A 25,728-nucleotide genomic window follows, 5' to 3' on the forward strand; every position below is an offset into this window, starting at 1 on the left:
GCTTGCGAAGGACCTTATCACCTTTGAACAAGCCACTGTTACATGGGTCGTTCTGGCGTGATAAGGTCCTTCGCAAGCTCAGGATGACAGCCGTTTTGTAGGTACTTAATTTCTACAAACTGCCTTACACCTTATACAGCAGCACAATGCCGAACGATAAGGCCGTCAGGATTAGGCCGACCATGAAGATGGTGTAGCTGATGCGCAGCAAGCGGTATTTCTTGGACAGTACTTCGCCGAGGTAGTAGATGTCGGTTACCATGTTGATGTAAAGCGACTCTTTCTGGCGCATTAGCTCCGTCATGCCGCCCTGGAAATCGTCGAGGCTGAGCTTAGTGAAGTTGCCGAAGAACAGCAGATTCACGCGGCGGTTGTTGGCTACTTGTGGGCTCTTTTTCAGCCATTTAAAGCTCGTTACGTCAGGCTGGGCCGATAGGATGGATGACACCACCGAGCCAAGCGCCGTGATGAGCAGAAGTCCCATCGGTACCATCAGCAAAGGGTTGCGGGTAAAAGCTGGGCTCAGCACCGCCGACTTGCCCCCGATCTTAATACCTAGGTACGTCACGATGACCGAGATGAGCACTGCGTTCAGCTGAATCATCATACTCGCCTTTTTATCGGCCATGTCCGACAGCTTCATGTGGTTGCCATACATGGTGCGAAACATGGTTTCGATACCACGCTTAGGCTCGGCGAACGTCTCGGTTTTCTCCTTATCCTTCTTTTTCTTCTTCTTCTCGATCTTCTTGAGCAGGTCGCGCTGCTCCTTGATATTGTCTTTGAACTGCTTCTGGTACCGTTCCTTGGCTACATCGGTGTAGTACTTAGCCGTCAGCATAAAGTCGAGCTGGTTCTCGGCCCACTCCACATTCGAGTAGGTTTTGCCAACAGTGGTTTCCCACTCGGCGCGCAGCAGCTCGGCCCCGGCAATAAAGTCTTCGCTACCTAGGTTGCTCATATCAGCATCCACGAGCAACTGTTGCAGCTCAGTGTCGCGGCGCTCGTTGCGGTGCGTGGCCCGGATCGTGTCCTTCACCAGCGCAATCCGGTCGGCCGGGTAGCCTTGCTCCGTTAGCCATTGCTCTGCCAACTCCATGCTGCGGTACTCATGTCCGTCGTATATTTCAAGGTAGCCGGCATCGTGAAACCAGGCGGCTAATACCAAAGCTTCTAGGTCTCTATCGCTCAGGCCCGCTGCTTTGCCCAAGGCCTGCGCCTCCCGAACTGTCGTTTGCGTATGCTTCAGACTATGGTACACGAGCTGGCCCGGCAGTTTCTTTTCGAAAAGTGCTGTGATGTACGCGCCAGCTTGGTTGATAATCTCGGATTTTGCTTCCTTAAGTATCTTGGTAGTTTCCATGCAGTAGGGGAGAAAGGGCGTTGCCAGGGAGAGCAGCGGTGAACCAAGGTAAAACGCGAATATTGCGTTCAGGTTTTTCGTTGCCTATACTAAACTGTAAGCAACCAGTTTTCGTACGGCAGCCCACACAGCTTTATAACAAATAAGCGGCCGCTTAATTTCTAAGTTTGCTGCCTTTTCTGCTAACCCTAATTATTCGTACTTGGTTTACGTTGTTAGGTTGGTGCTTACCCACATTACGCTCACGCCTTCCGTATGAGAAGATTTTTCCGTGCCTATTGTCTTTTACTGGCCGTCACGAGTTGGATCTTGCCAACTGCTTACGCACAAAAGAAAACGCAGACCCCGCACACAATCCGGCCAAACTACCACCACGGCGGCGAGAACTGGCAAAGCAAAACTCCTCCTGATAGCACGCACATTCGGTATACTGTTTTCCTGATCGGCGACGTAGGCAAGCCTATTCCTAAAGCAGAGGGGGGCGAACCGTCGTTGAATTACCTGCGCAAGCAAATCATGGCTGCCGGTGCCAAAAGCACCACCTTGTTCCTCGGCGACAACGTGTACGAATACGGCTTGCCACCCGAGAATGCCCTTGACCGGAAGGAGTCGGAGCGCCGCCTGACCGATCAGCTCGACATCCTGCGCAACTATCCTGGCGAGAAGTACATGGTGCCCGGAAACCACGACTGGCGCCAAGGCCTAGCCGGTGGCCTCGATCAGGTAGTGCGCCAGCAGACCTTCATCGAAAACTACATGATGAAGGATTCGGCGCAGTTTGCCTACACCGGCGACTTCCTGATTCCGCGCGACGGTTGCCCTGGGCCGTTTGAGGTGCGCGTGCAGGACGACATCGTGCTGATCATGCTGAACTCGCAGTGGTTTTTGCAGACCCAAACCACGGAGAAACCTTACGGCGCGAACAGCGGCTGCGGCGTTGCCAACGAGACCGACTTCTTCACGCAGCTAGAGGACGTTATTTCTCGCAACAAGGATAAGAACATCATAGTCGTTGCCCACCACCCGATTCAGTCGGACGGTATCCATGGGGGCTACTTCACCGTCGGCGACCATATCTTCCCGCTGTCTATTGTCTTCAAATATGCGTTCCTGCCCTTGCCGGTTATTGGGTCGATTTATCCCTTTGCCCGCAAATACGGCGGCGTGACGCAAGACATTGCTCACCCACTTTATCAGACCTATAAGAAGGGACTGGAGGATATTTTCGCGCGCTACCCCAACATCGTATATGTATCAGGGCACGAGCACAACTTGCAATACTTCAAAACGCCCACCTACCATCAGATTATTAGTGGTGCCGGCTGCAAAACCCAGCACGTGAAGCCCGGCAACGGCGCTGATGCTATGTTCTCGGATAAGGAGAAAGGCATTGCCCGGGTAAACTACTACGACAACGGTGAGGTCTGGACGGAGTTTCTGGTGCCCGCAGACAGTGGTGAAGTGGCCCGACGCGTATTCCGGACGCCGCTCTACGCCAAACAAACCAAGTTGGTGGAGCAGGTAGCCGTACAGCAACAGGCGCCCAGCGTCTCGTTCAAGGATAGCAGCATCACGGTGGCGGCCAACCCGGCCTACGCTGACCGGGGCAAGTTCCACAAGTTCCTGTTCGGGAAGCACTACCGCGCCGAGTGGGCTACGCCCGTGAAAATGCCAGTGCTCGACTTAGCTACCGAGCGTGGTGGCCTCTCGCCCTACAAAGTAGGGGGTGGCAAGCAAACGGCTTCGCTGAAAGTACGCAACGAGGAAGGCCGCAACTATACGCTGCGCGGGCTGAACAAGGACCCTTCGGCGGTACTGCCTGAAGCCCTGCGCGCTGGGGCGGCAAAGGATATTTTACAAGACCAGATTTCGGCTCAGCATCCGTATGGCGCCCTGCCGATTCCTCCCCTTGCTTCGGCCGCGGGCATTCTGCACACCAACCCTGAGTTGCGCTACATTCCGCAGGACCCACGGCTGGAGCAGTACTACGAGCGATTCTCGAACACGCCGGTGTTCTTGGAAGAAGACGCCAAGGACAACCAGAGCAACGTGGAGTCATTGGGCAACGCCAAGAATCTGGTGGGCACCGACAAAGTGCTGGAACGCTTAGAAGAAGACAACGACAACCGCGTCGACGAACAGGCGTTTGCCCGCTCGCGCCTCTTCGATATGTGGATTGGTGACTGGGACCGGCACGAAGACCAGTGGCGCTGGGCGGAGCGCAAGGACAAGGACGGCGACCGGAAATTCACAGCCGTACCCGAAGACCGCGACATTGCCTTCTTCAAGGGTGACGGATTGTTCCCGTACCTAGCTTCGCGCAAGTGGGCTATCCGCAACTTCCAGAACTTCGGTTACGACTACGCTGACTGGAAAGGGTTGAACCTCACCGCCCTGGCCAACGACCGGGTGTTCCTAGCTTCCATCACGAAGGAAGATTGGGTGAAAACGGCCGAGGACTTGAAGAAGCGCCTCACCGACGCTGAAATCGACAACGCCCTGCGCCAGCGCTGGCCCAAGAAAATCTACGACGAACACGGTCCCGAAATTGCCGCCAAGCTCAAGAGCCGTCGCGAATTACTGCCCCAACTTGCCGCCGACTACTACACGATGGTGTCGAAGATTACGGAGGTGAAGGGTAGCTCTAAAAATGAAAAATTCGTGGTGGAGCGTCTCGAAGGCAACAAAACCCGCGTGACGGTGCAGAAGATCAATAAGGATGGTAAGCTGACCAAGATCCTATTTGACCGCACCTTCGATAACAAAGTCACTAAAGACATTCGCCTCTACGGCTTCGCTGGCAACGACGTCTACGACGTGCGTGGTGACGTAAAAAAGGGCACCAACGTACGCATCATCGCAGGCACCGACCGCGACTCCATCGTAGACCGTTCGCACGTGCGGGGCCTAGGTAACTACACCCAGGTGTACGACGCCGATTCGGGCAACGTAATTGTGCCGGGTCGCACCACGCGCCTGCGCCTAGCGTCGAACACCGACGTGAACCGCTACGATTATCCTAACCGTACCGACCGCAAAGACTACCAGCTCAACTACCTAGGTCCGGCTGCTTACTTCGGCTACAACGTCGACGACCGGATCTTCATTGGCGGCGGCGCGACGTACCGACGTTACGGTTTCCGCAAAAAGCCGTTTGCCTCGGAGCAGTCGTTGGTGGCCAACTACGCCTTCTCGCAGAGCGCCTACAACGTGCGCTATCGTGGTCAGTTTACCGACGTGTTTGGCAAGCTTGATCTGAACATCAGTAGCCAGCTCTACGGGCCGCAGCTGCTGTACAACTACTTTGGTCTCGGCAACGACACCCGCAACGAAGCGCCCAAAACTGATGGTCGTGTGCGGCTGCGCGATATCAACGAGACCTACCGGATTCGCTTCTCGCGCTTCTACGTGGCCCCGATGCTGGAGAAAGACATTTTTAGCTTCCTGAAGCTAGGGTTCGGTCCGCAATACGATCAATTCCGCGTCGACCGCGAAAACCTAGGTAGCAAGATTGCCGAAGGGCTTGGTACCGGCAACGACAACCGCACAGGCGCCGCCGTGGGTATTCGTGATTCCGACTTTGGTCTGAACCGTTACCTAGGAGGTAAAGTGTACTTGAATCTCGATGCCAGCAGCTCGCCCAAAAACCCGCGTATTGGTATCCGGTGGTACAACAGCGCCGAGTACAACTACCAGCTCAACGGCGAGAAGCTGCGCTACGGCCGTTTGGCGTCGGAGGTGCGCTTCTACGTGAGCCCCAACTTCCCCTTCCAGCTCACCTGGGCCGGGCGCTTGGGCGTGGCCCGCAACCTCGGCGACTACCGCTTCTACCAGGCCAACACCTTAGGCGGTACCACCAACCTACGCGGCTACCGTCGCACGCGCTACGCTGGCCGCAGCTCGTTCTACGCCAACGGCGAAGTGCGCGTGCAACTCTTCACCTTCAACGCCTATTTGCTGCCCGGTAAGTTTGGTATCCTAGGTCTGGCCGATGCTGCCCGCGTGTACAGCCCCTACGACGTGAAAACGGGCTTCGATGCGCTGCACTCAGCCTTTGGCGGCGGCGTGTGGGTGGACATCCTCAAGCAAGCGGTTGTCAATGTGACCTACTCGGTGGGCGAGGAGCGCCTAATATTCCTTGGGTTCGACTTCTTGTTCTAAGTCATCCAAGGCAACAGCTGAACACAGCGCATTAACACAACGACCAGACAAGCTACTTGTCTGGTCGTTGTGTTAATGCGCTGTGGGGCGTAGCTTTAGCATGCAATTTATCCGGTGTATCAAACTACTTTCTTATGCTTACTATTACTCGTTTAATTCGATTCATTACGGGCTTGTTGGTTGCGTTCGGTCTAGGTTTTAAAGGGTTGGCCCAGACGGCGCCTACTTGGCAAAGCGCACAAACCATGGGTAGCCCGTGGAGTTTTGGGGTGGTTAAAGCCGGCAGCTCTGCCGTCGATGGCGCCGGTAACTTCTATGAAGTTGGTAACTTCAGCGGAACCAATGCAACTGTTGTGGGGGGAATGACGCTCACCGCTCCTGTTGGTTCGGCCAACTCCATCTTTATAGCGAAATACACTGCCGACGGGAGATTAGCTTGGCTACGCCAACTTAACGGAGCAGGTTGGATAGAATCGAAGAAAGTGGCGGTCGATGCCAGTGGTCACGTGTATGTGGTAGGCTTTTCCTCGAACAAAGAAATAGACCTAGGCAATGGCGTGAAGCTTGCCGGCGGCACTGATGATCGGGCCTTCATTGTGCGCTACTCGCCCGAAGGCGTTGCTGAGTGGGCACAGCAAGCGACGCCTCGTTCCGTTGGACACGGCGTTGGCTTTGATGCGGCCGGTAACGTGTACTTCAGCGGATTCTTCTACTCAAATACCACAATTGGTGGCCAGAGTATTTCTTCTCCAGGTACGAACACTACCTTCTTGGCCCGTCTATCCGCTGAGACGGGTGCTGTGCAATCCTTGGTACCTACTTTTTACTACACGCCACCTGCTAGCGGGCCAGGTACTTACGTAGAAACAGGGCTTGCAATTGGCGCTGATGGTCGAGCTTATTTAACTACTAGTTTCAGTCTGCCGGTCACCTTCAGCTCAACTACCACACTGCGGCCCCGCGGAACCCGCGACGGACTGGTTGCCTGCTACAGTCCACAGGGAAGATTCGAGTGGGCACGACAGTTTAGAGGACAAAAAGTAGCTGTTCCGGGCAAAGCTACTCCGGATGCCGCTGGCAATGTTTACGTAGCTGGGTTTGTTGATGGCGCCGCTACTTTCGATGCCATTGTGCCATTTGGAGCGGGTAATTTCCTCGCTAAGTATTCTCCACAGGGAGCAATACAGTGGGTGCGAGCAGACGAAGGAACTAGCACAGGTGGTTGGAGCAGAGTGTGCCTGGACGAAGCCGGGAATCCCTATGTAGTTGGGTCCATTACTGGCGCAGCTTCATTTGGTTCTGTGAAGCTTATTAGTGCTGGCAAAACCGACATTGCGGTAGCTTCTTATTCGCCTCAGGGCGACTTGCGTTGGGCGCAATCAGCGGGTAGTGTCGACTCTGACTGGGGTCAAGATATAAGTGTAACTGGGGGAACAGTGTATATGATAGGACGCTTCAGCAGTACCTGCTCGTTTGGCAATCAAACGCTAAGCACAGCCACTCTGAGCCCGACCGCGCCAAGCTCCGAAACCTTCATTGCTCGCCTAGGCACGAGCGTGTTGGCAACGCAAGCCGCTCGTTCCACAACCATAAGTATCTACCCAAACCCGGCTACTGATCAAGTGCAACTCCTAGGTCTTCCAAGCGGTAGCCAAGTGAGCCTGGTAGATGCGCTCGGCCGGCTAGCTCGTACGAGTGTGCTCACCGCTGAAGGGAAGGTATCGGTAATAGGATTAAAGCCTGGCTTGTACTCGCTACAAGCAACCGATCAGCAAGGGCAAACCTATAGAAGCAGACTAGTCATTCATTAAAGAGTTGAAGCTGTTGCCAAGGCTTTTCATAGGGATATGCTTTTGTACAATGACGGCAAAAACACATTTGGGGATGAGTAAAAGAGTTGATAACCAGTAATTCCTGATACAACCTAAACTTAACAGTTCATCCTTTCATCCTTTTTTCATCAAAAGACGTTAAGGCGAAAGCCTAACGTCTTTTTTGCTTTTATCAGACCTGCCCTTTCGTCTGTTATGCCAACCTTTTTTACTCTTTGGCGCGGTACCTTGCGTGCTAGCTTTACCGGTTTGCTATTGCTGAGTGGCCTAGCTGCACAAGCGCAGGAAACGCCTCCGCGCACGCCCGTATTTCCGCTGCCAGCCCCACTGCCTGGCGATACGGCCTCTGCCAACCAGGTTGGAAATTCGCAGGAGTTTGCCACGCCCTCCGTGGTTGGGCAAGGACCTAGCAAAGGAGTCGTGGCTCACCTGGAGCGCCTGACAGACTTCTCCATTAAGTCGAAGCTAAATAACAGCGACGGCAAGCCTATTACCAACAATTCCACCGTTACGAAGAACAGCCGGGCTTTCATCAAAGGCTACATTCCGGCCTGGAACCGGCCGCACCTGAAGGTTATTCTGGGCTTTAACTACGACCGGGAGGAGTTTCAGTTTAACAGACCCGACAATTCGGTTTTGTACCGTAACCTAGAGGACAAAGGTCTCAAAGTGCTAGGTGCCCAGCTGGCCGTGATTCGGCCGATAGATGATGTGCACTGGTACATTGCCCGCGTAAAAGGGGAGCTAAATGGCGACTATACAGCCAGCGAGCTAGACGTGAATGACTATCTGAAGATGTCGGGGGAGTTTATTTACGGCTGGAAGCGCACCAAGTACTTTGCGTGGGGCGTAGGTCTGCAACTCAGCTATACCTTTGGGCGGCAGAGCATTTACCCCGTTGTTCTTTACAACCGCACCTTCAACGAGCACTGGGGAGTAGAAGCGTTGTTTCCAGCCCGCGTAAGCTTCCGCTACAATGTGTCGGATAAAACGTTGCTTTTCGGGGGTTACACCGTCGATGGCCTGAACTACAACGTCAAGCTGCGCGAGCCGCTACCAAATGGTATGCAAACGCTGATTTTGCGTGAAACAGAGTTCAAGCCCCGTTTGCGTCTGGAGCGTGAGATATACGACTTCGTCTGGTTTGGTCTCGAAGCCGGCTACCGCTACAACGCCTCCTTTAATGCCTTCGATGATGCAGGCAACTCTGGCTTTAGCTTATTCCGCAAAGGTACCCGTCCGCGCATCGTCGATAACACCCTAGGTGGGGCACCTTATGCAAGCATTGAACTGTTTCTGGTGCCGCCGCGCAAATTCCTGAAAAAGACGGCAGGTAAGTAGCGCTAAGGATACTAAGTAAAAGCTAGCCCCGCCTTTCAACTGAGAGGCGGGGCTAGCTTTTGTGAAGAGTCGCAAAAGAAGTTAGTGCTTGACCGCAGTCGGCTTTTTCTTCTTGCCCAAGCTTTTTAGATACTCATAGGTCGCAAACTGGGCCCGTATTTTGGGCGCGGTTGGGTCTTCTTGGCCGAGGAAGTGGTTGTGCCAATCGCGCGACTTTACATTGTCTTGGCGCTGAAGATCAAGCAAGTGGCGTACTTCCGCTTTAACAACTGGATCGAGAATGGGGAAGGCAACTTCCACGCGGCGGTCGAGGTTGCGGGCCATCCAGTCGGCGGAGGAAACGTACACTTTTTCCTCACCGTTGTTGCCAAACACGTAGACCCGTGCGTGCTCTAGGTAGCGGTCGACCATACCACGCTGCTGGATGTTTTCGCTTTGGCCTGGCTCACCGGGAATCAGGCAGGAGATGCCCCGGATCAACAGCTCAATACGGACACCTGCTTGGCTAGCTTCGTAAAGCTTCAGAATCATGCGCTCATCCTGCAAGGCATTCAGCTTCAGAATGATGTACGCTTCTTTGCCGGCCTTAGCTAGCTTGATCTCGCGGTCGATCAGCGCGTTCAGCTTATCGCGCAGCTCGAAGGGCGCTACCAGCAGATACTCGAAGGAACGGGGCTGCCGGTCGAGGAAATAGCCGAACACTTGGCCCACTTCCTTCGTCAGGTGCGGGTTGGTGGTGAACAGGCCGTGGTCGGCGTATATCTGGCTGGTTACCTCGTTGAAGTTGCCAGTGCTCAGGTACGCATACAGGCGGTTTTGGCCTTCTTCAGTTCGGCTCACGAGGGCTAGCTTGCTATGCACTTTCAGCTCCGGAATACCGAAGATGACGTTGGCGCCGGCTTTTTGCAGCTTCTCGGCCCAATGAATGTTCGACTCCTCATCGAAGCGTGCTTTCAGTTCTACTACCACCGTCACCTGCTTGCCGTTTTTGGTGGCTTTGAGCAGCGCCTTGGCTACCTCGCTCTTTTGCGCCACGCGGTAGAGCGTCACGCTGATGCTGGTCACGAACGGATCGGTGGCGGCTTCGTTCAGAAAACGCGTCACGTAGTCGAACGACTGGTAGGGCAAGTTCAGTAGGTGGTCGCGCTCAGCAATGGCGTCCAGCATCTTACCGGCTGTGCGGGGTAGGGTAGGGTGCGGCAGCGGCGGAAAATCCGGATACTTCAACTCGGGCTGACCTAGCCCAGGGAAACCGAAAAAGTCGCGGAAGTTGTGGTAGCGGCTGCCCTCTACCAGTTCTTCCTTGCCGATGCCCGTCTTCTGCATCATGGCTTTAAGCACCTGCTTGGGCATGGCAGGGTCGTAAAGCAGACGGGCTGGGTAGCCGGTTTCGCGCTTTTGCAAGCTGCTCTTGATCTTGGCCATCAGGTTGCCCGACACTTCCTCCTGGATATCTAGCTCCGCGTCGCGAGACAGTTTGATGGCATTCACCTGCACCCGCCGGTAGCTCGGAAACAGGGTACGCACGCAGCACCGTACTACATCGTCGAGAAACATGACGTAATGCTCCTCCCCCTCGTCGGGCAGCTGCACAAAACGGCCGCCGTGGCGTTTGGTGGGCAGCTCCAGCACAATAACGCGTTCCTCATCCTCGTGCTTTTTCTGCTTCACCGGCTCGCTTAGCAGCAGTGTCAGGTACACACTCTGGTCTTTGAGAAAGAGATGGTGCAGGTTGTCATCCAGGATGATAGGCGAAAGCAGGTCTTGCACGTTGCGCTGGAAGTACTCGTGCACCCAAGTCTTCTGCTCGTCCGTCAGGTCGTGCTCCGAAACCAGGTGGATGTGCTGGCGGCGCAACTCGGGCATGATCTGGTTGCGAAACGTCTCGCCAAACTCCTGCTGTTGCCGCCCAACTTCTTGCAGCAGGTCGTGGAGCTGTTGAGTGGGGTCGTCGCCTAGCTTGGCGCGCGTTTTCTTCTTCAACTTCTCCAAGCGGCGCAGCGTAGCTACCCGCACCTTGAAGTATTCATCAAGGTTAGACGAGAAGATAGCCATAAACTTGATGCGTTCTAGCAAGGGTACTTCGGGGTTCTGAGCTTCCTGCAACACCCGCTCGTTGAACGTTAGCCAGCTTAGCTCGCGGTTCAGTAGGGTAGGGTGGGGTTTCTTGGTTGATTCCACTAGCGCAATGTTGAGGGTTGATGTGACTGAAGGGAAATAGCTGGGTAAGGTACGAGAACAATCACGCAGTGACTCAGCTACTCAGTCACGCAGTTACTGATTCTTGGGATAGTCGTAGAAATAGAACTCGGCGTTGGAGCGGTCCACTTCGGTCCAATGATCGCAGCTAAACTTGAGGCAAACGATAGCAGCTGTGGGAAGTTCGTTGAGCTGGCTAGGAGAAAGTAAGTTCGCGAAGTCGGTGAGGGTGTTGTTGTGGCCCACCAAGAGCACCGAGTTGGCTGGATCGGGCAGGCCGCGGACGATATCAAGCATGTCCGGCACTTCGGCCCGGTAGAGACGCTCCACCACATCAATGCGATTTGGCGGGTAATTGACCTCGTGGGCTACGAGCGCCGCTGTGCTCATCGCTCGTACCGCTGGCGAGCTAATCAGCAGATCAAGCTGAATGTTGCGCTTGGCTAGGGCTTGGCCCATTAGAGGGGCGTCGTCACGGCCCCGGTCGTTGAGGGGGCGCTCCTTGTCGGTGAGGTCGTCAAAGTCCCAGCTCGACTTGGCGTGCCGCATCAGATACAACGTTTTCATGTAAGAAGAGAGTAGGGGAAATAGGGTACGCTTTTTTACTGGCGACCCTAGCAAATAGTTATGTGTACTGAACAGTTGCGAAGATTAAGCCAGCAACAAAAAAGACCTGCCCCGGAAGGCAGGTCTCAGAAAAAAAGTAGGGTGTAAGCCCGCTACGTTGCTAATCTTTTTGAAAGCGCTGGTTCACGGCCTGGTTGCCTTTAGTCAGCGTAAGTTGGTACAAGCCGCGCGGCAACTGGTTGATTTGCAACTGTCCTTCGCTGAATTGCGCTTGCTTCATCTCGTAACCGCGGGCGTCAAATACCTTCACGCTCCAGCCGGCTAGGCTGCTTTCCGGCAAAGCGACGTTGAGCACATCCGTAGCCGGGTTCGGGTAGAGCGTTACCTGCGACTTAGCAATCAGACTGCCCGTAAGCGGCGCCGTCACACCGGGTGAGGTAAGTAGTGAAGCCCGCGCGCCACCGGCGGCAAACAGCGCATTCATACGCGCCGACTGCCCGGTGCTAAACATGTACATGCACGCGTCGTCGGTGTAGTCCATGTAGTTCATCGACATGTCGCCTTGGTTGGAGCAGGTCACGTGCGGAAAGCTAGGGCAGCCGTAGTTGGCAGTTTGCTGCGTGGGCGTATCGTCTACGTAGTCGTTGCCGCAGCTAGCATCACCCCAAATGTGACGCAGGTTTAGCCAGTGGCCCACTTCGTGCGTGGTCGTGCGGCCTAGGTCGTAGGTGCTGGTATAGGTGCCATCAGGGTTTTTAACGCGGCTGCCAAAGGCTGAATACAGAATCACGACGCCATCGGTGCTGGCTTTGCCACCCGGAAACTGCGCGTAGCCGAGTAGGTTCTGGCCTAGGTTGCAGGCCCAGATGTTCAGGTACTTGGTCGCGTCCCAAGCATCATCGCCGCCGCGCTTCGCGCTTTTTACCGCATCGTTGGTGCTCCACGACGACACTTTAGTTTGGGTGCGTACAATGCCGTTGGTAGTCTTCCCATTGGGGTCGCGCTGCGCTAACACGAACTTCACGCCGGTATTAGCCGCTACCCCCGAAAACAGAGAAGGCACCTTGCTGACATCCTTATTTAGCTTGTTGAAGTCCTCGTTCAACACATCTATCTGCGACTGCACTTGGGCATCAGAAATGTTCTGGTCGGTAGTGTTGTACACCACGTGCACGACCACCGGAATGGTAACTGTAGTAGTGGTGCCAGGAGTTGGCTTGCCGCTCGTGCGCATGCGCTGAAAAGAGCGGGTGTGACTCTCGATAGCCTCCAAGCGCTGAGCTAGGCCTGGGTCTTCTTTGAGCTGAGCTGTTAAGACATCCATGGTGGCGCATTCGCGCCGAGGCAGTACGAGCTTGCCAGGTGCAAGCCGGTTTTGGGCAAATGCCGAAGGTAGAGAGCCGAGGCCGCACGCAGCCAAAGCAAGTGCGTAGAACGTTTTCTTCATAGAAGAGAGAAAAGTTGGTTTTGGGAAAAAGAAAGAGCGAAAACAGGGACTTAATATATTGAAAATTCAAAGGTTATCTAGCTTCTAGGGTAAAAAACAGCTTCCGGAATTAGACACAAAAAAGCCCCGCCAACTTGGCGGGGCTAGGGTACGCACAGAGGCTTTTGCCTGCAGCTAGTTTACTCCACGCTTTCTGGCTGCTGGTTGGGGTAGCGTCGGTAGTGAATAGCTGCCACATGGCGCGTCAGCAAGGCGCGCAGCTCATCAATGTTCTCGCGCTCCTGAGCCGAAATGAATATGACTGGGTCGTGCATCTTGGCCATGTAGGTGGCTTTGAGCTGCTCCAGCGTGGGCCGCGGGGTGTGGTCTTCCTCGGGGTTCATGCCCTCAAAACCATCATAGTTTTCGTTGTGCGCCTCGGGGTTATATAGGTCGATTTTGTTGAACACGAGCAGCATGGGCTTATCAGCGGCCTCAATGTCCTTGAGCGTGTCGTTCACTACTTCAATCTGTTCCTCGAAGCCGGGGTGCGAAATGTCTACCACGTGTACCAGCAGATCAGCTTCTCGCACCTCATCGAGGGTGCTCTTAAAGCTCTCAATCAGGCGAGTGGGCAGCTTGCGGATGAATCCTACTGTGTCGGCGAGCAGGAACGGAATGTTGTCGAGCACCACCTTCCGCACCGTCGAGTCGACGGTCGCGAATAGCTTGTTCTCGGCAAATACGTCGGAGCGGCTCAGCATATTCATGATGGTGCTCTTGCCCACGTTGGTGTAGCCGACTAGCGCCACACGCACGGTGCCTTCGCGCGACTTGCGTTGGGTGTGGCTTTGCTTGTCGAGGTCCTTCAGCTTGTCCTTCAAGAACGCTATCCGGTCGCGCACAACACGACGGTCCGTCTCGATTTCCGTTTCCCCCGGACCACGCTGCGATACGCCCCCACCACGCTGCCGGCTTAAGTGAGTCCAGAGGCCCGTGAGGCGAGGCAGCAAGTATTGATACTGCGCTAGCTCCACCTGCGTGCGCGCCGTTGCCGACTTAGCCCGTTGGGCGAAAATGTCGATAATCAGCAGCGAACGGTCCACGATTTTCACCTGTAGCTCGGCTTCCAGGTTGCGCAGCTGCGAAGGCGAGAGGTCGTCGTCGAAGATGACCATGCTCGCCTTGTTGTGCTTCACAAACGCCTTGATTTCTTCCAGCTTGCCCTCCCCCACGAAGGTGCGCAAATCCGGCTTATCGAGGCGTTGCACAAAGCGCTTGGTCACCTTGGCCCCAGCGGTTTCGGCCAGAAAAGCTAGCTCATCGAGATACTCCTGCGTTTTCTCGTCGGCTTGGCGCTTTTCGGGTACGGCAACTAGCACGGCCGTTTCCTGCTCGAAGCCGGTTTCGTAGGTGCCGTCGGCGTTGCGCTTGAGTTGGGGCGTCTTGTTTTTGCCGTCGTCCTGGTTGGGGTGGCGGGTGCCGCTACTGTTAAAGCTCCAGTCCTTATTCTTTGCCATGTAGTTTTGATTCTAATTGCGAAACGTTCAAGAAGCTACTGAACGCGTTGGTTGTCAACGCCTAGCGTAGTGTCATCGAGTACGTTACTACCTGTTCAATTTCTTCGTCGGTGAGGGTGCTCTTAAAGGCCGGCATCTTGCCCAAACCGTTTTTTACTATGTACACGCGACCCGTGACCGTAAGGTTACTCTTGGTTAAATCGTGGGCGCCGTTAGCGCCGAGTTTGCCATTAGCGCCATGACAAGCGGTACAGTTCTGCTGAAACAAGGATTTGCCCGCCGCCAGTGCGTCGTTTTCCAGCGTGTTCATGATAGCGCTTTGGGCAGCACCTATCGAGGATTCGTTTGTCGGCGCAGCCGACTCGGTGCGCTTCGTGTCCACGGAGCTACAGCTGAGCAGCAAAGCCGATATAGCTAGGCTGCCCAACCAGCCAGCCTGGGATGGTAGAAAAGTGTACTTCATATTCTTAGACATAACATCTAATTGAGTCGCAAAGTAACCAAAGTGCCTGTTCGTTTTGGCTTTTTATGAGGCTGGCTTCCGCTAGGCCAACACACGAGGGCGTCGGACTAGAAAGGTGGCTAGCTTGGATACCCAGATAGTACAGGAAGCGAGCTTAGTGCTTTCTTTGGTAGTTACTTCGCTCAACCACTTCCCCATGCCTCACTTAAAAACGCTTCTTCTTGCCTGCTACTTGGTCGTCGGCTTCGGCTACTCTAGCTTTGCCCAGGCCGATATGAAGCTTTGGTACGAACAACCTGCCAAGACTTGGACAGAGGCATTGCCGCTCGGCAATGGTAGGCTAGGAGCCATGGTTTTCGGACGCGTGAACGAGGAGTTGATTCAGCTTAATGAGCAAAGCTTGTGGTCGGGCGGACCCGCTAACCTCAACGCTAACCCCGATGCTCCCAAGTATTTACCACAAATTCGGGAAGCACTTTTCGCGGAAGACTACAAGAAAGCCGAGGAGCTTTGCCGCAAGCTGCAAGGACTTTACACCGAATCATATTTGCCGCTCGGTGACCTCACGATAAAGCAAAGTTTCGCTGGTGAGCCCACCGCTTACTACCGCGACCTGAACATCGCCGACGCTACGTCGCTCACCCGCTTCAAAGTGGGAGACACGGAATACAGCCGCGAAGTTTTGGTGTCGGCGCCCGATCAGGTAATCGTGATTAAGCTGAAGGCGAGCAAAAAGGGCCAGCTATCCTTAGATGCTTCGACTAAAAGCCAGCTACGTTTTGCGCTAGCTCCTAGCGGGACCAACGAGCTGGTGATGAGCGGGGAAGCCCCCTCGCACGCAGATCCTAACTACGTCAGGTACAATCCCAAGCCCGTTATTTACGACTCAACCGACGCTTGCCGCGGCATGCGCTACGAGCTGCGCATGAAAGCCAAAAACAAAGGTGGCCAGGTAACCGCCGATGCCAAGGGCTTGCACGTGCGCAACGCCACGGAAGTGGTGCTGTACCTCTCGGCCGCCACTAGCTTCAACGGGTTCGATAAGTGCCCGGACAAGGACGGTAAGGATCAGTCGAAGCTCGCTAGCGGCTATTTGCAAAAGGCGTTTAGCAAGAGCTTCGAGGCTATTAAGAAGAGCCACAAGCAAGATTATCAGCGTTACTTCAAGCGGGTGAGTCTGTCGCTCAACGGCAACCCCGCGGTGAACCAACCGACGCTAGAGCGACTCAAGCGCTACGCTGATGGAGCGGCTGATCCGGCCCTGGAAGCATTGTATTTCCAGTATGGGCGCTACCTGCTGATTTCCTGCTCTCGGCCCGGCGGCTTGCCCGCCAACCTGCAAGGCATCTGGAACGATAACCTGCGTCCGCCGTGGAGCAGCAATTTTACCACGAACATCAACACCCAGATGAACTACTGGCCGGCCGAAATGGTGAACTTGTCGGAGCTGCATCAGCCGTTGATTGAGTTTATTAAAACCACAGCGGTGACTGGTCGGCAAACGGCTCAGAACTTCTACGGGGCCCGCGGCTGGGCTGTGCACCACAACTCCGACATTTGGGCTACCTCCAACCCCGTGGGGGACCTAGGCAAGGGCAGCCCGACCTGGGCCAACTGGAGCCTAGGCAGCCCCTGGCTGAGCCAGCACCTGTACGAGCACTACCGCTTCACCAATGACCTAGGTTACTTGCGCGACACGGCGTACCCGCTGATGAAAGGCGCAGCCGAGTTCTGCCTTGATTGGCTCGTCGACGACGGGAAAGGACATTTGGTAACGGCGCCATCATCGTCGCCGGAAAACGTGTTTATCACCGAAAGCGGTGTAAAAGCGAGTATCTCGGTCGCCTCCACGATGGACATGTCTATCATTTGGGACCTGTTTACCAACGTAATTGAAGCCTCTGAAAAGCTAGGTGTCGATGCTGACTTTCGGCAAATGGTGACGGAAAAGCGCAGTAAGCTCTTCCCCATGCAGATTGGCAAGCGCGGCAATTTGCAGGAGTGGTACAAAGACTGGAGCGAGGAAGATCCGCAGCACCGCCATGTGTCGCACCTGTTTGGGCTGCACCCCGGTCGCCAGATCTCGCCCCTCACTACTCCCGAACTGGCTGCTGCGGCCCGCCGCACGCTAGAGCTGCGCGGCGACGCGGGCACTGGGTGGAGCATTGCCTGGAAAATCAACTTCTGGGCCCGCCTGCACGACGGCGACCATGCCTACAAGCTGCTGCGCAACTTACTCCACCTCACCGGCGTGGAAGGTACCCAGTACAGCAAAGGAGGGGGTACGTACCCGAACCTGTTCTGCGCCCACCCACCGTTTCAGATTGACGGCAACTTTGGGGGTACATCGGGCATCGGTGAGATGCTGCTGCAAAGCCAGGAAGACGTCATTCAGTTGCTGCCGGCGTTGCCTGCTGCGTGGCAAGCGGGCAGCGTGACGGGCCTGCGTGCCCGCGGCGGGTTTGAGGTAGACCTCGCCTGGCAAAACAACAAACTGCAATCAGCCACGATTCGCAGCCTGACGGGTACTGCCTGTCAGGTGCGGTATGGTAGTAAAGTAATTGATTTACAGTTCAAACCAGGACAAACACGTAAGCTGGATGAGAGCCTAGCACAATAACCGCCTACCTACGGCTGCGCATTGCGCGCTGTTGCGAGACCTGGGCGAATCCTGAAAAAATACCTAGTTATAGGTATTTCGCACGGCCTCTAAGTAGCCTAATATTGCTACACAGAAAGTAGGATAATCGGCCTGGATTACGAATTAATACGGGAGGTGATAACCGCTTAAGCTGAACAGTGGATTGCCCCTTTATCTTGTTACCAATCAAGTATTGTACGTCCGTTTATAGGCTTATTCTAACACGCTGGTTCTAATTCGTGTGTACTATTTCCTAGAGCCTGCTAGCTGAACCTCAGCTAGCAGGTGTTTTATTTTATAGGGCTCGGCTGCAGCCGCACTACTTGCTTTTAAATGCTTGAATAGCCTGGCGGGTAAACTCCGAGAGAACCAGCCGCCCGCTAATGCCGGCGCGCTCTACGAGCAGTGTATCCCAGTGCGCAGTACCTTCCCAAAACACTTGCTTCAGCGCCGTTAGGGCCTCTGGATTGTAGCGGGCTAGCTTTTCGGCAAAGGCTTGCACGGCAGCATCCAGTTCTGCCGCGGTGTCAAACAGCTCAGCGTATAAGCCCCGCTCCTTGGCCCACGTAGCGGGGCGAAACTCGGCGGCATCGAGGGCTAGCTGCGCGTAAGCCGCGGAGCCTATTTTGCGCTCCACCGCAGGCCCCACTACAAAGGGACCGATGCCCACTACCAACTCGCTAAGTTTCACGGCCGCTTGGGTAGTGGCAAAGCAATAATCTGTGGCCGCAGCCACGCCTACGCCGCCCCCAATGGCCTTGCCCTGCACCCGCCCAATGATAACCTTGTGGCACGTCCGGCAGGCATTAATCACCTGCGCAAAACCGGAGAAAAAAGCTAGGCCTTGCGCTTCATCCTGGATAGCCATGAGCTCGTCGAAGCTAGCACCAGCGCAAAACGTTCGCTCGCCTTCGCTGCGCAGAATAATGACCTTGGTTTCTGCTTGCTGGCCTACCGTGCTGATGGTGCTAGCTAGCTCCGTCAGTAGGCTGCTTGGGAGCGAGTTGTGGGCGGGGTGAAAGAAGGAGATGGTGGCAATACCTAGGTCGTCGGTGGTGGTTTCTACTTTGCCGGCAGTTAGCGTGTTGGTGGTCATTTGGGTGGAAGTTGATAAAAGCTGCTTACAGAAATCGTCTGTCATCCTGAGCTTGCGAAGGACCTTATTACGCTAGAAAGACTCGTTCTTACGTGATAAGGTCCTTCGCAAGCTCAGGATGACAGGTAGAAGGTACCTATGCTACTACTAAAGGCTATGCCTGCGCTTTTTTCTTGACCATCGTCAAGATGGTCGCTATGGCAACCGTCTCGCCCGCCTCATCGGACACATCAACGAGCCAGCGCACAATGCCTTTGGCTACGTCGTTCTCGTCGCGCTTTTCCTGGGCTACCTTTTCCTTCACTGTCAGCTTTACACCGATGGTCATGCCGGGGTACACAGGCTTGGTGAAGCGGCACTCATCAAGGCCGTAGTTGAGCAGCACCGGTCCTTTGCGCGGATCTACGAACATGCCGGCGGCTTTGCTCAGGATGTAGTAGCCGTGCGCCACGCGGCCCGTAAACAAGGTGCCTTCCAAAGAAGTAGCATCGACGTGGGCGTAAAAATTGTCGCCCGACACTTGCGCAAAGTTGGTAATATCGCCCTCCGTGACGGTGTGGCGGTGGGTAGTGTACGTTTGCCCGATGGCTAGCTCCTCGAAGTAGTGCTGAAAGGGATGTTTGTCGCGCTCAAACTGCTTGGCCCCTTGCTGGTACACATCCGTAATGGCCGTAATCATGGTCGGCGAGCCTTGAATAGCCACGCGCTGCATAAAGTGCTCCACGCCGCGCATGCCCCCCATCTCCTGGCCACCGCCGGCGCGGCCTGGCCCACCGTGAATCAGCAGGGGCAAAGGCGAGCCGTGGCCGGTGCTTTCCTTGGCTACTTCGTTGTTGAGTACCAGGATGCGACCGTGGTGAGTAGCCGCGCCGAGCACGAACTCCTGCGCTACCGCCGGGTCATTGGTCGCCACCGAGCAAACGAGGGAGCCTTTGCCTAGGTTAACTAGCTTGATAGCATCGTCGATGTGCCGGTACGGCATGAGCGTCGTTACCGGGCCGAAGGCTTCCACCTCGTGCGATTCGGTGAAGCGGAATGGTTCGGGATTCAGCAGCACAATAGGCGAGACGAAAGCGCCCGTTTTGCAGTCGGCCCCGATAACCTGCACGTTATCTAGGTCGCCGTACACGATGGGCGTATGCTGGGCTAGCTGCCGTACTTTTTCGCGGAGGCGTTGTACTTGGTCTAGGCCAGCCAAGGCGCCCATGCGCACGCCCTCAGCCAGCGGGTGGCCAATGGTAGTTTGGGCCAGGGCTTTGCCCAAGGCAATCTGCACATCTTCCAGCAGGTTTTCCGGCACAATGGCCCGGCGGATCGCCGTACACTTTTGCCCAGCCTTGGCCGTCATTTCCTTGCGTACTTCCTTGATAAACAAGTCGAACTCTGGGGTGCCCGGCACCGCATCTGGACCTAACACGGCTGCGTTGAGCGAATCGGCTTCCAGGTTGAAAGGTACGGCCTCAGCGATGATGCGGGGGTGCGCTTTCAGCTTGCGCCCCGTCTCGGCTGAGCCAGTGAAGGTTACCACGTCCTGGTAGTTGACGTGCTCAAGGATGCCCTGGCCCGAGCCGACCACCAGTTGCAGCGCCCCTTCGGGCAGGATGCCGGAGGCAATAATTTCGCGCACCACCGCTTCGGTGAGATAAGCCGTGGGTACCGCTGGCTTCACGATGGCCGGCATGCCCGCCAAGAGATTCACGGCAATCTTTTCCAGCATGCCCCAGATGGGGAAGTTATAAGCATTTATGTGGACCGCTACGCCTTCACGGGGTACCATCAGGTGCTGGGCCATAAAGGAGCCGCCCTTCGACAGCCCAATCGGATCGCCATCCACGTAAAACGGCTTATCGGGAAATTTGCGGCGCAGTGAGGCATTAGCAAACAGGTTGCCGATGCCCCCCTCGATATCAATCCAAGAGTCAGCGCGAGTGGCGCCCGAGCGGTAGCTAAGGGTATAAAACTGCTCCTTGCGCTCTGTTAGATAGAAGGCGAGAGCCTTCAGCATGCGGCCCCGCTCGTGGAAGGTAAGGCGGCGCAGGGCAGGGTTGCCCACGCGGCGGCCGTAGTCGAGCATGGCCGCAAAGTCGAGTCCTTCGCCATCGGCCAAGGCAATGACTTCGCCCGTGGAGGCATCGTAGAGCTCTTGCTTTTGGCCCGAGCCAGGCATCCAGCGGCCTAGGGCATAGTTTTCGAGAGTGGGCGTCATGTGGGTGGGGGTATTTGACGGCTCACCTGCCAGCGCCAGGGGCTAGGAGGGGAGGCTCACGGAAGGTGAAAAAGATTGCTCAGTTCGCACCAGGCGCCGCAACAAAGCACTGGCGCGGTAGCGGTCCTCGCGGTAGTCGTCGTACAGCTGGTCTAGCGTGCGCAGCACGTTTGGCAAGCCTAGCTCATCGGCCCAGGTGAGCAGCCCTTTCGGGTAGTTCACGCCTTTCGTCATAGCTAGCTCTAGGTCTTCTTTGGAGGCAACTTGGAAGGCAAGCGCTTCTGCGGCTTCATTAATGAGCATGACTAGAATGCGATGCAGCACCATACGACCTAGGTTTGGGTCACGGTTGGGTTCGGGCTGTGCGGCTCCTTCGCGGTACTCGTAAAACCCGCGGCCCGACTTGCGACCTAAGTAGCCAGCTTCCAGCAGCCTTTTCTGGGTGAACGACGGCTTGTAGCGCGGATCGTAGAAAAAAGCGGTGAAGACCGATTCGGTGACGCGGTAATTAACGTCGTGACCAATGAAGTCCATGAGGGCAAAGGGCCCCATCCGGAAGCCACCTAGCTCAGTCATGGCCCAGTCGATGGTAGCAGCGTCGGTGAGACCTTCCTCCAAAATACGGATGGCCTCGCCGTAGAAGGGCCGCGCCACGCGGTTTACGATGAAGCCGGGCGTGTCCTGGGCCAGCACGGGCACTTTGCCCCACGTGTGAAGTAGCTGTTTGACTTCTTGCGCCAAACCAGCCCGGGTTTGCACGGCCGGAATGACTTCTACCAACTGCATCAGCGGCGCCGGGTTGAAGAAGTGAATGCCGATAAAGCGCTCGGGGTGCTGGCACGTAGCCGCTAACGACGTAATTGACAGCGACGACGTATTGCTTGCCAGTATGCAGTCAACGCTTAGCACACTCTCTATCTGCCGGAAAAGCTGTTGCTTGGCACCTAGGTCTTCCACAATAGCCTCCAGCACCAAGCCGCAATCGGAAAAATCTAGGTAGTCGCGGGTGGGCTGCACCCTGGCAACGGTTTCCTCCACGGCTGCTACCGACAGCTTCCCTTTTTCCCCGAGCTTGTGAAGGTTCGCCCGGATGCTTTGTTCGGCGCGGGCTAGCGCGGCATCTGTCTGGTCGAGCAGGCGCACCGTATGGCCCGCCGTAGCAGCTACTTGCGCAATGCCCGCGCCCATAGCGCCGCTGCCGATAATTCCGATAATCATTGGCCCGTGAACGTAGGTTGCCGTTTTTCCAGGAACGCAGCGACGCCCTCGCGGTAATCGGCGGTGTGGCCGGCGCGGAGCTGGTAGTCGCCCTCAGCGCGGAGTTGTTGCTCAAGATCGTTGCTGAAGGTACCGTTCAAAAGTTGCTTAGTGTAAGCCAAGCCTTTAGTCGGCATGGCAGCTAGCTTTCGGGCCAGGGCCGCTACTTCACCGTCGAAGGCTTCATCGGCAAACACCTTGTAAATCATACCCATCTGCAAGGCTTCGGCGGCACTTACTTTGTCGCCGGTGAGCATAAGGGCAGAGGCGCGCTGCATCCCAACTAAGCGCGGGAGAAAATAGGTGCCGCCGCTGTCGGGAATCAAGCCAATCTTGCTAAACGCCTGAATGAAACTGGCAGATTCTTTTGCCACCACGATGTCGCAGGCTAGGGCAATATTGGCGCCTGCTCCAGCCGCTACGCCATTCACAGCCGCCACCACGGGTTTCTCCAACTCCCGGATTAGCTTGATAATGGGGTTGTAATGCTTTTCCACAATCTCCGTTACCTCGGGGCTGTCAGGGCCGGTTATCTCCGCCAGATCCTGCCCCGCGCAGAACGCCTTGCCCGTGCCCGTGAGCACCACGGCCCGCACCGACGTATCCTGCTGGCACTCACGTAAGTGCTGTTGGAAAGCGAGAGCTAAGGGTTTGTTGACGCTGTTGAAAACATCAGGCCGGTTGAGGCGCACGGTAGCGACACCAGCATCGAGGGAGAATAGGAGGGAGTTTTCGGACATAGCGGAAAGAGAAGCTTGAGATTAATTGGAGCTAGGCTACATATTCTAATAAGCTAGCTCTAAGCTCCCCTCCTTTTTTCAAGGAGGGGTTGGGGTGGTTAAACTCGTTGAACGATGCTAGGCTTAGTTTTCTAGCGCTAGCCTGACCACCCCCAACCCCTCCTTAAAAAAGGAGGGGAGCTAACTTGGCCTAGCTTTTATTCTGGTTGCAATATCAATGACATTTGAAATAATCAAATGGCTCGTGGCAGTCGTCGCATTGGTAGAGGGCTTTGCAAGCCGTGGAGCCAAACTGGCTAACCAAGTGCGTATTAGCAGACTGGCAAAGCGGGCAAGCCACGGCGGTAGCTTGGCCAAATAGGTTGAGCAGGTGCCCGGTGGCGGTGCCATCGACTGGCGGGGCAATACCGTAGGCTGTTAGCTTTTCGCGCCCAGCCGCTGACAGCCAAGCCGTCGTCCAGGCCGGGCTGAGCTGATGGTGGACGGTAAGCTTAGTGACACCTTCTGCCAGCAGTCGCAGCCGAATTTCGGTGGCAATGGTGTTCATGGCCGGGCAGCCCGAGTAGGTAGGCGTGATGGTAACGTGCACCTCGTCGCCCTCCACCCGCACGCCGCGCACGATACCTAGGTCCAGGATGCTAAGCACCGGCACTTCAGGGTCCGAAACCTCTTCGAGCAGTTGCCAAGTGGTCTCTTCAGTGAGCGTTTGCGCTACCATTTCATGCCAGGATAAGTGCGCTGCATGTACTGAAGCTCCGCCAGAATGTAGCCAAGGTGCTCGGAATGGCGGCCACTTTTGCCGCCCAACTGCGGCGGAATGTTCTGGGGTACAGGCAACGTAGCTTCGGCAAATACCTGCGCCGTGTATGCGTCTAGGCTAGGTTGCAGGGCAGCGTAAGCTGGAACAATACCTAGGTCTTGCAAGGCTAGTTCGGTGGGCGTGGGCGTGGTTAGCTCGCCGGCATAGCGCCACAGCTTACCGATGGCTTTGTCGATGCGCTGCCGGCTTTCTTCGGTGCCATCACCAAGACGGATCACCCACTCGGCGCTCCACTTGAGGTGGTAAGCCGCTTCCTTCACCGACTTCTCAGCAATGGCCGCCAGGCGCTCGTCGGGACTGGTTTGCAGCTGCTGAAGAAAATGGTAATGAAAGTTATCAAACAAGAACTGCCGCACTACGGTATGCGCGAAGTCGCCGTTGGGCTGCTCCACTAGCAAGGGGTTGCGGTAGTCGGTGGCCACGCGCAGGAAAGCTAGGTCGTCCTCGGTGCGGCCACGGCCTTCCAGTTCGGCCGCATACTGGTAGAAGCTGCGCGTTTCGCCCAGCAGATCCAGCGCGATATTGGCCATGGCTAGGTCCTGCTCCAAGATCGGCCCGTGCCCGCACCACTCCGATAGCCGGTGGCCGAGCAGCAAGCTCGTATCGGCGAGTTGCAGCACGTAGTCGAATAGTAGTTGTCGTACCTCAGGCGACGAAGCCGGCAGCACGGGAGAGTCGGAAGCAGCTTGCATAACTAACGGGCTTACATATGCTTGATGGAATCCGGAACCTCGTAAAAGGTCGGATGCCGGTATACTTTATCGTTGGCCGGGTCGAAGAACGCCGCCGCATCATCGGGGTTTGAGGCGTGAATGTGCCGCGACTCCACCACCCATATGCTGACGCCTTCCATGCGCCGGGTGTACACGTCGCGGGCGTTCTGAATAGCCATAGCCGCATCGGCGGCGTGCAGGCTACCCACGTGCTTGTGGTCGAGCCCCTGCTTGCTGCGAATAAATACTTCCCACAAAGGCCATTCGGACTGAGACATAGCTGGTGTCCTTGTAGAGACGCATACTTGCGTCTCAATCGTTGCTGATGTTGTTGAGATTGGGTCATTCCACGAGCTTTGTTCAACGTATGTCGTTCAAAGGCGAGACACAAGTATGTGTCTCTACACGCGTTCAGCCCGTTTCTTAGCGTGAGCTAGGGCCGCTTCGCGTACCCAGGCGCCTTCTTCGTGGGCTTGCACGCGGGCCTGAAGACGGTCGTGGTTGCAAAGGCCGTTGCCGTTCACCACTTGCCAGAACTCCGCCCAGTCTACGTCGCCAAAGTCGTAGCCTTTTTTCGCTTCGTTCCACTGGAGCTTGGCGTCGGGTACGGTCAGGCCTAGGAACTCCGCTTGCGGCACCATCATGTCCACAAACTTCTGCCGTAGCTCGTCGTTGGTAAAGCGCTTGATGCGCCACTGCATCGACCTAGCCGTATTGGGCGACTCGTCGTCTTTCGGGCCGAACATCATCAGCGTGGGCCACCACCAGCGGTTCAGCGCTTCTTGGGCCATGGCTTTCTGCTCGGGGGCGCCTTCGCAGAGCGTTTGCATAATCTCGAAGCCCTGACGTTGGTGGAAGCTTTCTTCCTTGCACACGCGCACCATGGCACGAGCGTACGGCCCATACGAAGTGCGGCACAGCGGCACCTGGTTCAAAATGGCGGCCCCATCTACGAGCCAGCCCACACAACCGATATCGGCCCAGCTCAGCGTGGGGTAGTTGAAGATGCTGGAATACTTGGCCTTGCCCGCGTGGAGGTCAGCAAGCATTTGGTCGCGGGAGGCACCTAGGGTCTCGGCGGCGCTGTAGAGGTAGAGGCCGTGGCCGGCTTCGTCTTGGACCTTGGCCAGCAAGATGGATTTGCGCTTGAGCGAAGGTGCCCGCGTAATCCAGTTGCCTTCCGGCAGCATGCCCACAAGCTCGGAGTGCGCATGCTGCGAAATCTGCCGGATCAGTGTCTTGCGGTACGCATCGGGCATCCAGTCCTTCGGCTCGATGCGCTGGTCAGCATCAATGCGTTGCTGAAAAACCTCTTCCTGGGTAAGTTCTGCCGTTTCCATGATGCTTTAACAAGGTTTTGCTAACAAACGTTAGTTAAATGTA

Annotated in this window: 18 protein-coding genes; 4 read left to right on the forward strand and 14 right to left on the reverse strand. The window is 55.8% G+C overall.

The features are described 5' to 3' along the window. Positions 1-124: 124 nt before the first annotated feature. Positions 125-1,363, reverse strand: a complete 1,239-nt coding sequence (locus SD425_RS02650) for a Pycsar system effector family protein (RefSeq protein ID WP_324675117.1) — start codon at positions 1,361-1,363, stop codon at positions 125-127. 255 nt (positions 1,364-1,618) lie between these two features. Between SD425_RS02650 and SD425_RS02655 the strand changes: the two genes are divergently transcribed. The 3 genes from SD425_RS02655 to SD425_RS02665 all read left to right on the forward strand — a co-directional run bounded on the left by SD425_RS02655 (position 1,619) and on the right by SD425_RS02665 (position 8,697). Further along, on the forward strand, positions 1,619-5,524 hold the full coding sequence (locus tag SD425_RS02655) for a metallophosphoesterase (RefSeq protein ID WP_324675120.1): 3,906 nt from the start codon (positions 1,619-1,621) through the stop codon (positions 5,522-5,524). A 134-nt stretch (positions 5,525-5,658) separates the two neighbouring features. Then, the gene (locus SD425_RS02660; protein WP_324675121.1) at positions 5,659-7,335 is read left to right on the forward strand and encodes a T9SS type A sorting domain-containing protein; all 1,677 of its coding nucleotides are present in this window, start codon (positions 5,659-5,661) and stop codon (positions 7,333-7,335) included. Positions 7,336-7,551: 216 nt separating this feature from the next. After that, complete coding sequence (locus tag SD425_RS02665) at positions 7,552-8,697, forward strand: DUF6268 family outer membrane beta-barrel protein (RefSeq protein ID WP_324675122.1); 1,146 nt, start codon at positions 7,552-7,554, stop codon at positions 8,695-8,697. Between the two features lie 81 nt (positions 8,698-8,778). On the opposite strand, the gene ppk1 is transcribed toward SD425_RS02665, so the two are convergent. The 5 genes from ppk1 to SD425_RS02690 all read right to left on the reverse strand — a co-directional run bounded on the left by ppk1 (position 8,779) and on the right by SD425_RS02690 (position 14,872). Next, complete coding sequence (gene ppk1 / locus SD425_RS02670) at positions 8,779-10,878, reverse strand: polyphosphate kinase 1 (protein ID WP_324675123.1); 2,100 nt, start codon at positions 10,876-10,878, stop codon at positions 8,779-8,781. A 93-nt stretch (positions 10,879-10,971) separates the two neighbouring features. After that, positions 10,972-11,463, reverse strand: coding sequence for a histidine phosphatase family protein (locus SD425_RS02675; RefSeq protein WP_324675124.1), 492 nt, complete (start codon positions 11,461-11,463; stop codon positions 10,972-10,974). Positions 11,464-11,623: 160 nt separating this feature from the next. Further along, the gene (locus tag SD425_RS02680) at positions 11,624-12,910 is read right to left on the reverse strand and encodes a M43 family zinc metalloprotease (RefSeq protein ID WP_324675125.1); all 1,287 of its coding nucleotides are present in this window, start codon (positions 12,908-12,910) and stop codon (positions 11,624-11,626) included. 179 nt (positions 12,911-13,089) lie between these two features. After that, a complete protein-coding gene (hflX, locus tag SD425_RS02685) occupies positions 13,090-14,409 on the reverse strand; it encodes a GTPase HflX (protein ID WP_324675126.1) in 1,320 nt (439 codons plus the stop codon). 61 nt (positions 14,410-14,470) lie between these two features. Continuing rightward, entirely contained in the window at positions 14,471-14,872 is a 402-nt protein-coding gene (locus SD425_RS02690; RefSeq protein ID WP_324675128.1) for a cytochrome c, read from the reverse strand. Positions 14,873-15,068: 196 nt separating this feature from the next. On the opposite strand from SD425_RS02690, the gene SD425_RS02695 reads away from it, so the two are divergent. Beyond that, positions 15,069-17,492, forward strand: a complete 2,424-nt coding sequence (locus SD425_RS02695) for a glycoside hydrolase family 95 protein (RefSeq protein ID WP_324675130.1) — start codon at positions 15,069-15,071, stop codon at positions 17,490-17,492. Between the two features lie 340 nt (positions 17,493-17,832). Here the strand turns inward: SD425_RS02695 and SD425_RS02700 are convergent, their stop codons facing one another. The 8 genes from SD425_RS02700 to paaA all read right to left on the reverse strand — a co-directional run bounded on the left by SD425_RS02700 (position 17,833) and on the right by paaA (position 25,685). Further along, the gene (locus SD425_RS02700; protein WP_324675132.1) at positions 17,833-18,609 is read right to left on the reverse strand and encodes an enoyl-CoA hydratase/isomerase family protein; all 777 of its coding nucleotides are present in this window, start codon (positions 18,607-18,609) and stop codon (positions 17,833-17,835) included. 154 nt (positions 18,610-18,763) lie between these two features. Next, entirely contained in the window at positions 18,764-20,815 is a 2,052-nt protein-coding gene (gene paaZ, locus SD425_RS02705) for a phenylacetic acid degradation bifunctional protein PaaZ (protein ID WP_324675134.1), read from the reverse strand. Between the two features lie 42 nt (positions 20,816-20,857). After that, positions 20,858-22,033: a 3-hydroxyacyl-CoA dehydrogenase NAD-binding domain-containing protein gene (locus SD425_RS02710; protein ID WP_324675136.1), complete on the reverse strand. Its 1,176-nt coding sequence runs from the start codon at positions 22,031-22,033 to the stop codon at positions 20,858-20,860. Further along, positions 22,030-22,812 carry an enoyl-CoA hydratase-related protein gene (locus tag SD425_RS02715; protein WP_324675138.1) on the reverse strand — a complete coding sequence of 261 codons (783 nt, stop codon included), beginning with the start codon at positions 22,810-22,812 and terminating at the stop codon, positions 22,030-22,032. The genes SD425_RS02710 and SD425_RS02715 overlap by 4 nt, the downstream gene beginning before the upstream one ends. 214 nt (positions 22,813-23,026) lie before the next feature. Further along, the gene (gene paaD, locus SD425_RS02720; protein ID WP_324675140.1) at positions 23,027-23,530 is read right to left on the reverse strand and encodes a 1,2-phenylacetyl-CoA epoxidase subunit PaaD; all 504 of its coding nucleotides are present in this window, start codon (positions 23,528-23,530) and stop codon (positions 23,027-23,029) included. Then, the gene (paaC, locus tag SD425_RS02725) at positions 23,524-24,324 is read right to left on the reverse strand and encodes a 1,2-phenylacetyl-CoA epoxidase subunit PaaC (protein ID WP_324675142.1); all 801 of its coding nucleotides are present in this window, start codon (positions 24,322-24,324) and stop codon (positions 23,524-23,526) included. Before paaC ends, paaD begins: the two co-directional genes overlap by 7 nt. Before the next feature lie 11 nt (positions 24,325-24,335). Then, complete coding sequence (gene paaB / locus SD425_RS02730) at positions 24,336-24,623, reverse strand: 1,2-phenylacetyl-CoA epoxidase subunit PaaB (RefSeq protein WP_324675144.1); 288 nt, start codon at positions 24,621-24,623, stop codon at positions 24,336-24,338. A 123-nt stretch (positions 24,624-24,746) separates the two neighbouring features. Continuing rightward, positions 24,747-25,685 carry a 1,2-phenylacetyl-CoA epoxidase subunit PaaA gene (paaA, locus tag SD425_RS02735; protein ID WP_324675146.1) on the reverse strand — a complete coding sequence of 313 codons (939 nt, stop codon included), beginning with the start codon at positions 25,683-25,685 and terminating at the stop codon, positions 24,747-24,749. Positions 25,686-25,728 lie beyond the last annotated feature (43 nt).

Source organism: Hymenobacter sp. GOD-10R, assembly GCF_035609205.1.
Classification (GTDB): Bacteria; Bacteroidota; Bacteroidia; order Cytophagales; family Hymenobacteraceae; genus Hymenobacter.

Excerpts from the sequence above, each read along its gene's own strand:
- SD425_RS02650 (WP_324675117.1), bottom strand. The coding sequence starts at position 1,363 with ATGGAAACTACCAAGATACTTAAGGAAGCAAAATCCGAGATTATCAAC.
- SD425_RS02655 (WP_324675120.1), top strand. The coding sequence starts at position 1,619 with ATGAGAAGATTTTTCCGTGCCTATTGTCTTTTACTGGCCGTCACGAGT.
- SD425_RS02660 (WP_324675121.1), top strand. The coding sequence starts at position 5,659 with ATGCTTACTATTACTCGTTTAATTCGATTCATTACGGGCTTGTTGGTT.
- SD425_RS02665 (WP_324675122.1), top strand. The coding sequence starts at position 7,552 with ATGCCAACCTTTTTTACTCTTTGGCGCGGTACCTTGCGTGCTAGCTTT.
- SD425_RS02675 (WP_324675124.1), bottom strand. The coding sequence starts at position 11,463 with ATGAAAACGTTGTATCTGATGCGGCACGCCAAGTCGAGCTGGGACTTT.
- SD425_RS02680 (WP_324675125.1), bottom strand. The coding sequence starts at position 12,910 with ATGAAGAAAACGTTCTACGCACTTGCTTTGGCTGCGTGCGGCCTCGGC.
- hflX (WP_324675126.1), bottom strand. The coding sequence starts at position 14,409 with ATGGCAAAGAATAAGGACTGGAGCTTTAACAGTAGCGGCACCCGCCAC.
- SD425_RS02690 (WP_324675128.1), bottom strand. The coding sequence starts at position 14,872 with ATGAAGTACACTTTTCTACCATCCCAGGCTGGCTGGTTGGGCAGCCTA.
- SD425_RS02695 (WP_324675130.1), top strand. The coding sequence starts at position 15,069 with ATGCCTCACTTAAAAACGCTTCTTCTTGCCTGCTACTTGGTCGTCGGC.
- SD425_RS02700 (WP_324675132.1), bottom strand. The coding sequence starts at position 18,609 with ATGACCACCAACACGCTAACTGCCGGCAAAGTAGAAACCACCACCGAC.
- paaZ (WP_324675134.1), bottom strand. The coding sequence starts at position 20,815 with ATGACGCCCACTCTCGAAAACTATGCCCTAGGCCGCTGGATGCCTGGC.
- SD425_RS02710 (WP_324675136.1), bottom strand. The coding sequence starts at position 22,033 with ATGATTATCGGAATTATCGGCAGCGGCGCTATGGGCGCGGGCATTGCG.
- SD425_RS02715 (WP_324675138.1), bottom strand. The coding sequence starts at position 22,812 with ATGTCCGAAAACTCCCTCCTATTCTCCCTCGATGCTGGTGTCGCTACC.
- paaD (WP_324675140.1), bottom strand. The coding sequence starts at position 23,530 with ATGGTAGCGCAAACGCTCACTGAAGAGACCACTTGGCAACTGCTCGAA.
- paaC (WP_324675142.1), bottom strand. The coding sequence starts at position 24,324 with ATGCAAGCTGCTTCCGACTCTCCCGTGCTGCCGGCTTCGTCGCCTGAG.
- paaB (WP_324675144.1), bottom strand. The coding sequence starts at position 24,623 with ATGTCTCAGTCCGAATGGCCTTTGTGGGAAGTATTTATTCGCAGCAAG.
- paaA (WP_324675146.1), bottom strand. The coding sequence starts at position 25,685 with ATGGAAACGGCAGAACTTACCCAGGAAGAGGTTTTTCAGCAACGCATT.